This window comes from Immundisolibacter sp., assembly GCF_041601295.1.
Taxonomy (GTDB): domain Bacteria; phylum Pseudomonadota; class Gammaproteobacteria; order Immundisolibacterales; family Immundisolibacteraceae; genus Immundisolibacter.
Genome location: NZ_JBFIII010000003.1, coordinates 51,821 through 60,028 on the forward strand (window position 1 = coordinate 51,821; position 8,208 = coordinate 60,028).

Annotated in this window: 7 protein-coding genes and 1 pseudogene; 2 read left to right on the top strand and 6 right to left on the bottom strand. The window is 65.8% G+C overall.

The genetic code is table 11. The features are described from left to right. Positions 1 to 39 precede the first annotated feature (39 nt). Both mobA and pyk read left to right on the top strand, forming a co-directional pair. The gene (mobA, locus tag ABZF37_RS00995) at positions 40 to 708 is read left to right on the top strand and encodes a molybdenum cofactor guanylyltransferase MobA (RefSeq protein WP_372715804.1); all 669 of its coding nucleotides are present in this window, start codon (positions 40 to 42) and stop codon (positions 706 to 708) included. Next, entirely contained in the window at positions 705 to 2,132 is a 1,428-nt protein-coding gene (gene pyk / locus ABZF37_RS01000) for a pyruvate kinase (protein WP_372715806.1), read from the top strand. The genes mobA and pyk overlap by 4 nt, the downstream gene beginning before the upstream one ends. Positions 2,133 to 2,222: 90 nt before the next feature. Here the strand turns inward: pyk and ada are convergent, their stop codons facing one another. From ada to ABZF37_RS01030, 6 genes and pseudogenes are all read right to left on the bottom strand, one after another. Then, positions 2,223 to 3,296: a bifunctional DNA-binding transcriptional regulator/O6-methylguanine-DNA methyltransferase Ada gene (ada, locus tag ABZF37_RS01005; protein ID WP_372715808.1), complete on the bottom strand. Its 1,074-nt coding sequence runs from the start codon at positions 3,294 to 3,296 to the stop codon at positions 2,223 to 2,225. A 289-nt stretch (positions 3,297 to 3,585) separates the two neighbouring features. Continuing rightward, entirely contained in the window at positions 3,586 to 4,323 is a 738-nt protein-coding gene (locus ABZF37_RS01010; RefSeq protein WP_372715810.1) for a UPF0149 family protein, read from the bottom strand. Continuing rightward, a complete protein-coding gene (locus ABZF37_RS01015) occupies positions 4,320 to 7,025 on the bottom strand; it encodes a DEAD/DEAH box helicase (protein WP_372715812.1) in 2,706 nt (901 codons plus the stop codon). Before ABZF37_RS01015 ends, ABZF37_RS01010 begins: the two co-directional genes overlap by 4 nt. Next, positions 7,022 to 7,318, bottom strand: a complete 297-nt coding sequence (locus ABZF37_RS01020; protein ID WP_372715814.1) for a type II toxin-antitoxin system RelE/ParE family toxin — start codon at positions 7,316 to 7,318, stop codon at positions 7,022 to 7,024. The genes ABZF37_RS01015 and ABZF37_RS01020 overlap by 4 nt, the downstream gene beginning before the upstream one ends. Continuing rightward, entirely contained in the window at positions 7,318 to 7,524 is a 207-nt protein-coding gene (locus ABZF37_RS01025) for an addiction module protein (protein ID WP_372715816.1), read from the bottom strand. The genes ABZF37_RS01020 and ABZF37_RS01025 overlap by 1 nt, the downstream gene beginning before the upstream one ends. A gap of 39 nt (positions 7,525 to 7,563) precedes the next feature. Next, a pseudogene (locus tag ABZF37_RS01030) lies at positions 7,564 to 8,208 on the bottom strand (site-specific DNA-methyltransferase); the annotation flags it as partial.

Here is an 8,208-nt window from a genome sequence, read left to right on the forward strand (position 1 = left end):
TGAGGGTCGAAAGAGCGCAGAAGGATAGCGCGTCAGTCCATGCCCGGTCACTGTGCCAACGCCTCTGTCACCCGCCCACCCGCGGCGGTCACGGGTTTGATTCTTGCCGGCGGGCGCGGTAGCCGCCTGGGCGGTATCGACAAAGGCCTGCTGCCAATCGACGGCGTGCCACTGGTGCAGCGTGTGGCGCAGCGTCTCGCGCCACAGGTGGACAGCCTGCTGGTCAGCGCCAATCGCAACCTCGACGTCTATCGCGCCCTGGGTTTTCGCGTGCTCGAGGATGGCCCGTTTCTGGATGCCGGTCCGCTGGCCGGCCTGCGCGTCGGCCTGCAGGTCTGCGCCACATCCTGGTTGCTGGCAACACCGTGCGACATGCCGTATCTGCCGACGGATCTTTGTCAGCGGCTGCTGAATGCGGCGGCACCGAGCGACCGGCGCGCCCGCGTGCCCTTCGACGGTGTGCGCCACCACTACGCCTGCGTGCTGCTGCCCAAAACGGCACTGGCGCAGGTCGAGCATTGCCTGGACGACGGCCGGCGACGCGTGCAGGATCTATTACAGACCATCGGCTGGCTTGAGGTGGATTTTGCCGAGGACTTGGACGTAACAGACCCAGGCGCGTCGTCGCAACACCCCCGACGCGCGTTCAGCAACATCAACACCGCTGCAGACCTGGCGGCACTCGGCTTTCGCACGGACCTGCCATGATCAAACAACGCCAAACCCGCATCGTCGCCACTCTCGGCCCGGCTACCGACCCACCTCAGGTGCTGATGCAACTGCTGCAGGCGGGCATGAACGTGGCGCGGATCAACTTCTCGCACGGGGTACGGGCCGACCACGAACGGCGCATTGGCGACCTGCGCGCCGCCGCTGCCGAACTGGGCTACGACGTGGCGGTACTGGCGGACCTGGCCGGCCCCAAGGTGCGAGTACGCGGGTTTCGCGACGGGCCGGTGATGCTGGTGGCCGGGGAGCTGTTCACCATCGACGCCGCGCTCGGCGAGCTCGACGGCGACGCCACCCAGGTAGGTACCGATTACCCTGAACTGGCGGACGACGTTACCAGTGGCGATCGTCTGCTCCTGAACGACGGGCTCATTCAGCTGCGCGTGCTGTCCGCGCAGGACGGCGCTGTGCGCTGCGAAGTGGAAGCCGGTGGCCTGCTGTCGACCCACAAGGGCATCAACAAACAGGGCGGCGGCCTGTCGGCACCGGCCCTGACCGCCAAGGATCGCCAGGACATCACCACCGCCGCCGAGCTGGAGGTGGACTACCTCGCCGTGTCCTTCGTGCGCCGGGCGCTGGATATCGAGCTCGCCCGCGAGCTGCTGCGTGGCGCCGGTGGCCACGCCCGGATCGTGGCCAAGATCGAACGTACCGAGGCAGTAGCGGCGCTTGAGAGCATCGTCGAAGCGGCCGACGCGGTGATGGTGGCGCGCGGTGATCTTGCCGTGGAAATCGGCGATGCGGAACTGCCCGGCGTACAGAAACGCATCATCGCCGTGTCGCGCGAACTGAACCGCCCGTGCATCACCGCCACCCAAATGATGGAGTCTATGATCGCCAACCCGGTGCCGACCCGCGCCGAGGTGCTCGACGTCGCCAACGCAGTCATCGACGGCACCGATGCGGTAATGCTGTCTGCCGAAACCGCCACCGGCGCCTACCCGGTGCGGACCGTCGAGACAGTCGCGCGGATCTGCCTGGGCGCCGAACGCTACCCGGTGACCGAGCGCTCGATCGAGCGATTTGCCAGCCACTTCGAGCGCACCGACGAGGCCATCGCCATGGCCGCCATGTACCTGACCCGGCACGGCGAGCTTGGCGCGGCGGTAGCACTGACCGACTCCGGCCACACCGCGCTGCTGCTGTCGCGGCTGCTGCACCAGGTACCGGTGTTCGCCCTGACCGAGCACGCCCGTACGCGTCGGCGCATGGCCCTGCTGCGCGGCGTGACCGCAATCAGCTTCGATCGTGGCGCCCGCCCCTACGAGCGCGCCGCGTACGACGCCCTGGATCTGCTGAAAGAACGCGCCCTGATCTCCGCCAATATGCGAGTCCTGATCACCAAGGGCGACCGACCGGGTTCTGGCCGTACCAACACCTTGCTGTTGTTGGACGTTCCGTGAGAATGCCGTTTAGTCCGGATTTCGTTCCCTGCCGGGGAAAACTTACCTTCTCTTACAATGAATTGATCGAGCGCGCCCGTAGTCCCGCGATCAGACATCGCCCTCGCGGTCGAGCAGTGCGCGCTTGCGCTCCACACCCCAACGGTAACCGGACAATCCACCGTTGAGGCTGACCACCCGGTGACAGGGAATCGCCACCGCCAAGGGGTTGGCAGCGCAGGCCCCGGCAACCGCGCGCACCGCATTTGGTGCGCCAATACGCCGGGCGATATCCGTATAGGTCACGGTCTTGCCGGCAGGAATCTGCCCCAGTGCCTGCCACACGCGCTGCTGGAAGGCCGTGCCGCGCACGTCCAGTGGCAAGTCCAGTCCGAGTCTCGGCGCTTCGACAAAGCCCACCACGCGCGCTACCAGTTGCTCGAAATCCTCATCCCCGCCCACCAGATCGGCACGGGGGAAGCGATCCTGCAGATCGCGGGCCAGGGCCTCCGGATCGTCACCCAGCAGAATGGCGCACACACCGCGCTCGCTAGCCGCCACCAGAATTGCGCCCAGTGAGCACTGGCCGACCGCGAAGCGTATTGCGGTATCGACACCGCCCGCGCGGTACTGGGTCGGCGTCATGCCAAGCACCTGATTGGAGGTCGCGTAAAAACGCCCGTTGGAGTTGAAGCCGGCGCCATAGATAGCCTCGGTGATGGTATCGCTGCGCCCCAGTTCGACCCGCACACGGCTGGCGCGATGGGCGGCCGCGTAAGCCCTGGGCGTGACCCCGGTGACGGCTCTGAAAATTCGATGCAGGTGATACCGGCTGAGTCCGGCCCGGTGCGCCAGTACATGCAAAGTGGGCGGTGACTCCGCGACCTGGATGAACCGACACAGATCGGCAATCAGCGCAGCGTGCTGTTGCGCCAACGTCGGCTGGCCGGGCCGGCACCGTTTACAGGGACGAAAACCGGCCCGCTCGGCGGCTTCGGCAGTGGCGTGAAATTCCACGTTTTCCGGGCGCGCGGCACGCGCCACGCAGGACGGTTTGCAATAAACGCCAGTGGTTCTTACCGCGTAGAAGAACTGCCCGTCGGCGGCGGCATCGCGAGCGCACACCGCCACCCAACGCGGATCGCTCAGTGTCGCTGTCACCAGCCTTTCAGTCGTTCCTACCATGGCGCTCCCACCATTTCGCTGGCCAGACTGGCCGATGTCCGAAAGTTAGCGATTGCCCGGTGCAAGCGCACTCCACGGCTTGCTTTCGAATTCGCATAAAGGCCGCAACCTCGCTGTCGGCGCCTCAAATAACTCCGTCGCCCACCAGGGTTGCCAACACATGTGTACAGGGTCCACACGTGCATACCTGACCGGTCACAACCAGACAGACGCTGCCGTGGCCATGAGCGACTCCGACCATTGGGCGCAGCTGCTGATGGACCCGGGGGTGAGAGCGTTTCCTGGGCAGTCAGTGCAGGGTCGCAGCCACGCCCCCACAGCATTTTTTGAATTTCCGGCCGCTGCCGCAGGGGCACGGGTCGTTGCGGCCCACCTTGGGCACCCCGCGCACCGCCGGCTGGCGGGAGCGTTGTGCCCAGTCAAAGTTCTCGTACTCCAGTCCGCTCGGCTCAGTCGGGCGTCTCGCCAGCCAGAAGGCGTGAATGTTCATCAGCGAGGGTACGATTTGCTGTATCCAATGCTCGCGACCACCTTGTCTTGCAGTGATTTCGTCCCCCTCTGTGGTGCCTAGGCGCATGAACGGCGCGAACCACTCCGAATTGCCGAGCATGGCCAGGGCCCAGGCCTCCCGGTCAAACTGCTGGCCGATCAGGAAGCCCTCGCACCAGTCCTCGGCTCGCCACTGCTCACCCATCAAACACACAGGCTTGAAGGCCGCCGGGTCATCCATGAACTTCCGAATCACGGTGTTATAGAAGCGCATCACCAGCTGTAACACGACGTTGGCCGCCTCCGGGCTCGTGAAGTCGGCCACCGCCTCGCCGTCGTGCTTGTCCCATACCCAGAGTAGCCATTCGGAGGGCATCACCAGACGCGGGCCAACGACTATAGCCGTCAGAAAACCCTCCAGCATGGACACGTTCATCGCCCGACCGGCCAGTTTGGTTGACTCCAGAAACCAGTCGAGGACCAGCACGTCCTCATCGGTCACGTCGGACATGAGTTCGGTCGCAGATTGCTCGCTCAACTCAGATGCTCCTCGATCCATTCCCACCGCTTGTCCTTCACCATCACGAAGCGGAAGCGCCCCTCCGACAGCTCCGCCCACAGGCCGCCGATCAGGCGGTCGTCCTGGGCGTCGGTCCAGCCGTTGCCGCCTTTGTATTCCACCACCAGCGCCGCCCCGGCCCGGTCGTTTGATGCGGGTAGCTGGCACACGAAGTCCGGGTAAAAACGCCCGTCCGCCTTTTGCATGAAGAACGAACTGCCTTCGCGGCGCACCAGATTGCGCACCCAGAACCGGATGCGGCCTTTCTGCGCCTGGGTGTCCAGCCAGCAGGCGCATTCGAATTCTTCCTTGTTGTCGAAGTCGCCGATGCGGCCGTAGAAGTGCCGGCGAAAATCGAACGCCCCGAAACGGCCGTCGTAATCGCGGCCGGGCGCGTAGGCGTGCGGGTTGAACTCGAATGCGTAGTGGTCGCTTACGGCCACGCGTGCGGCGGTATCCTCGCCGAACAGCACCTGCTGATAGGCCTTGCCGACGGCCTGTTTGCGCAGGTCGCGGATACGCGCTTCGAGCTGACTTCGGATCAGGAATTTCTGCAGGTTAGCGCGGGCCAGCGTGAAGCCCTCGCGGTTCAGCAACCCGGCCAGCCAGGCGGCGACGAAGGCCTGCTTGCTGGCGTGTGTCAAAGACTGCTCCGGCAGATTGCGGCACAGCCACGCCGCCAGGCGTACCGCGTCCCAGTGCTCCGGCTGGTAGATCAGGCCAAGGTCGCGCTGCAGGTCCGGCAGGAAGCGTGAAAACACCTTGCCGGTCTGGGCGTCCACGTCGATCTCGCCGCCTTCGGACACCTTCAGGTTGCCGTCCAGCGCCAGCAGGTCGTCGGCCGTGGGCGTGGCGTCGTAGGGCGACAAGTCCCACGGGTACTCCAGCACCTCCGGGTCGTCGAACAGCTGCAACTTGCCCTGCACGCGCAGCGCCAGCTGCGGCACCCGAAAACGCTCGCCCGATTCGGCCGGCGTCTGAAAAAACTCGATGGCCGTGCTGCGGCTGATCTGCGCCGCCTCGGCAATGGCAGCGGCAGCGGTTTCGGACTGCACCGATGCGCGCAGCAGCTCGGTCTCGTCTTGCGTCAGCGGCGTCGTGATGGTCAGTGTGTTCAGCTTGCCATCCCAGCTCACCTTGTCCCGCACCGGCCTGGGCACGCTTTTGAGGTCCGGCTTCTCGGACAAGGTAATCACCACCGGCCGCACCACCACGCGCCCGGCGTGGCCTTCAAGATCGAGCCGGGCTTGTTCGTCGCGGGCCGCAGTGACGAACTCGCCCACCTCGCGCCGCTCGAAGCCGGCGCCGGCCACCAGCCGGTCGCGCAGCGCCCCGGCCGTCTCGGCAAAGTTGCGCGACACCACGAACGCGTAGGACTGATTCAGCGCCCGCGCCTGGCGGTGGCTCGCCTCCGGCTGGCGCAGCACGCGGCCGAGCAACTGCTCCACCGCCGTGGCCGACGACAGCGACGCCATGCTGACCAGGATGTAGGCAAACGGGCAGTCCCAGCCCTCCGCCAGCGCGCGCTGGGTGATGACGAATTTCACCGGGCAGGCCGGGTCGCGAATGCCCAGTTTGTAATCCGCCTCCACCTGCTCCAGGCCGCGTTCGTCGCCGGTGGCAACAATGATTTCGTCCGCCGGAATGCGGTGATTGGCGATCAGCTCATGGCGCACGCGCTCGAAATCCAGCGTCTGCACCCCGGCCCGGCGCGGCTCCGACTGAATCAGCACGATCGGCCGCAAGTAGGCGGCACCGGCGCGCTGTTCCTGCTGCGCAAGCTGGTGCAGCGCCTCGCGGCGGCCAATGGCGTCGGCCAGACACTGCTGCCAGTTCGGTTCGGTTTCCAGCACCACCGGCAGCTTGATCATCTCCTCGGCTTTCAGCTCCGCCGCGGACACGCTGTGCAGCACGTTGCTGGGCGTGCGTTCCAGGTCCGGCGTGGCGGTCAGCTCCATCACGCCGCTGGGCCGAAAGCGCGCCAGCATGTCGAAGGCCAGTTCCGTGCGGCTGTTGTGCGCCTCGTCGACGATCACGAACGGCCGGCGCAGGCGCAGCACGTTGGCCAGCGAGTACGGAGTGATTTGATCGGCGCCCGTACCCTCGGTCAGCAGCTCGGCGCGCTGGATCGGGCCGAGATGCTCGAAGTGGTGCATCAGCGCGCCGCTGGACTGGTACACCTTGCGGCATTCCTCGTCCTGCACCTGAAACGCCTGGCGCGTGGCCACGATCACCGTGGTGGCGGTGTCCAGCGTGGCGCGCGTCAGGCTCCGGGCTTCGTCCAGGTCCAGCACCGCGACCGGCCCGGCCTCGCGCAGCGCCGCGTGGTAGGGGTGATTGCGATCGCGCAACGCCCGCAGCGTCTGTTCGCGGATCGGCTTGCTCGGCACCAGCCACAGGATCACGCTGCGCTCGGCGCGCAGCAGGTGCGTGTTGGCAAGCTGCACGCTTTTCGCGGCTAGCCAGGTCTTGCCGCCGCCGGTCGGCACCCGCAGGCAGAAATACGGCATGTCGGGTGGAAAGCCGGACAGCGGGTTGTAGGCCATGCCCCGGCCCCACAGCCGCTCCGTGGTGGCGGTGTAGGCAATCGACGGCGACGGCAGCTCGTGGCAGGCGCGGAAGTAGGCCTCGATGCTTTCGAGCACCTGCGACTGGTAGGTTTTGGGGGAAAACGCGGTCACGGTGCGATTCTTTCAATCCAGTATTCAGGGTCGCGATGTTGGTGTGCGACGGCCAACACGACGATGCGCTCGCCGCGAATCGCGTACAGCATTTTGTACGGGAATCGGTTGAACAAGAATCGGCGCACCGGCTCGATTTCTACCTGCCAGGCCAACGGCTGCTCCAGAATGCGCTGGGCGGACAAGGACGCCTCGCGCACAAACTCATGGCCGAGTCCGCGCTGCTGGCGTTCGTAATAACGTCTTGCTTCCGCCATCTCGGCCCGGGCGAGAACGGCAAAGACAAGCTCCATCACAAATCCTGGAATGCCTGTTCCAGGGAAACGCACTCCAGGCGGCCTTCGTCGTAGGCCTGCAGGCGCCGCAGTGCCTCCTGCTGCCAGGCCGCGTCGATAGCCGGGTCAGATTTATCCAGGCTCTGATGCAGCAGCTCCAGCAGCGCATAGCGTTCGGCAGCCGGCAGTTTGAGCGCCTGCTCGATGATTTCAGTTGTGCTCATGAGGTCACCTCGCTTTGTGAGCAAAAAACCATCATCACGCTACACCACCAGCGCGTACGGAGTCTGCTTGAAGATAACCCCCTCGCGGGCGGCGCGGGCGCCCATGCGGTTGGCGGCGGCGTAGATCACCTTCGAGCCGGCGAACGGCGGCAGCAGGTCGAATACCGGCCCGGTCAGCACGTTGCCGCCGGCCACGGATTTGTCCTTCAGGATGCCGTTGTAGAGCAGGTAGATGGCGCGGCCGTCGTGGATGCCCAGCAAGGGTGTCGGCGCCAAAACGTCATTCCCGCGCAAGCGGGAATCCAGTGCTTGACGCTGGATTCCGGGTTCGGCTGCGCCGCCCCGGAATGACGGCGGACAGGCGCTGCCGGTTTCGGCGAACCAGACGAACTCGGCCAGTTGCGCAAAGCTCACGTCGCGGCGGATTTGCCCGTCGGCATCGAACAGCGGTTCGGCCGACAGGCGGCAGAACTGGAAGCCGCCGCCCAGGCCCGCCGCCGCCTGCCCCTTGGTGTTGGTATAGCCGCCGGCCACGCGCCTGACGCGCTCGGCGGTGACGGTGCGGGCGATGCTGTCGTCCATCTCGACCAGGATGAAGCGGCGGTTGCCGCCGTCCTCGGCGTTTTGTTTGAGCACCGCGTGGCCGGTGGTGCCGGAACCGGCGAAGCTGTCCAGGATCAGCGA

Coding starts and splice junctions, on each gene's coding strand:
- ABZF37_RS01025 (WP_372715816.1), bottom strand. CDS start 7,524: ATGAGCACAACTGAAATCATCGAGCAGGCGCTCAAACTGCCGGCTGCC.
- ada (WP_372715808.1), bottom strand. CDS start 3,296: ATGGTAGGAACGACTGAAAGGCTGGTGACAGCGACACTGAGCGATCCG.
- ABZF37_RS01020 (WP_372715814.1), bottom strand. CDS start 7,318: ATGGAGCTTGTCTTTGCCGTTCTCGCCCGGGCCGAGATGGCGGAAGCA.
- mobA (WP_372715804.1), top strand. CDS start 40: ATGCCCGGTCACTGTGCCAACGCCTCTGTCACCCGCCCACCCGCGGCG.
- pyk (WP_372715806.1), top strand. CDS start 705: ATGATCAAACAACGCCAAACCCGCATCGTCGCCACTCTCGGCCCGGCT.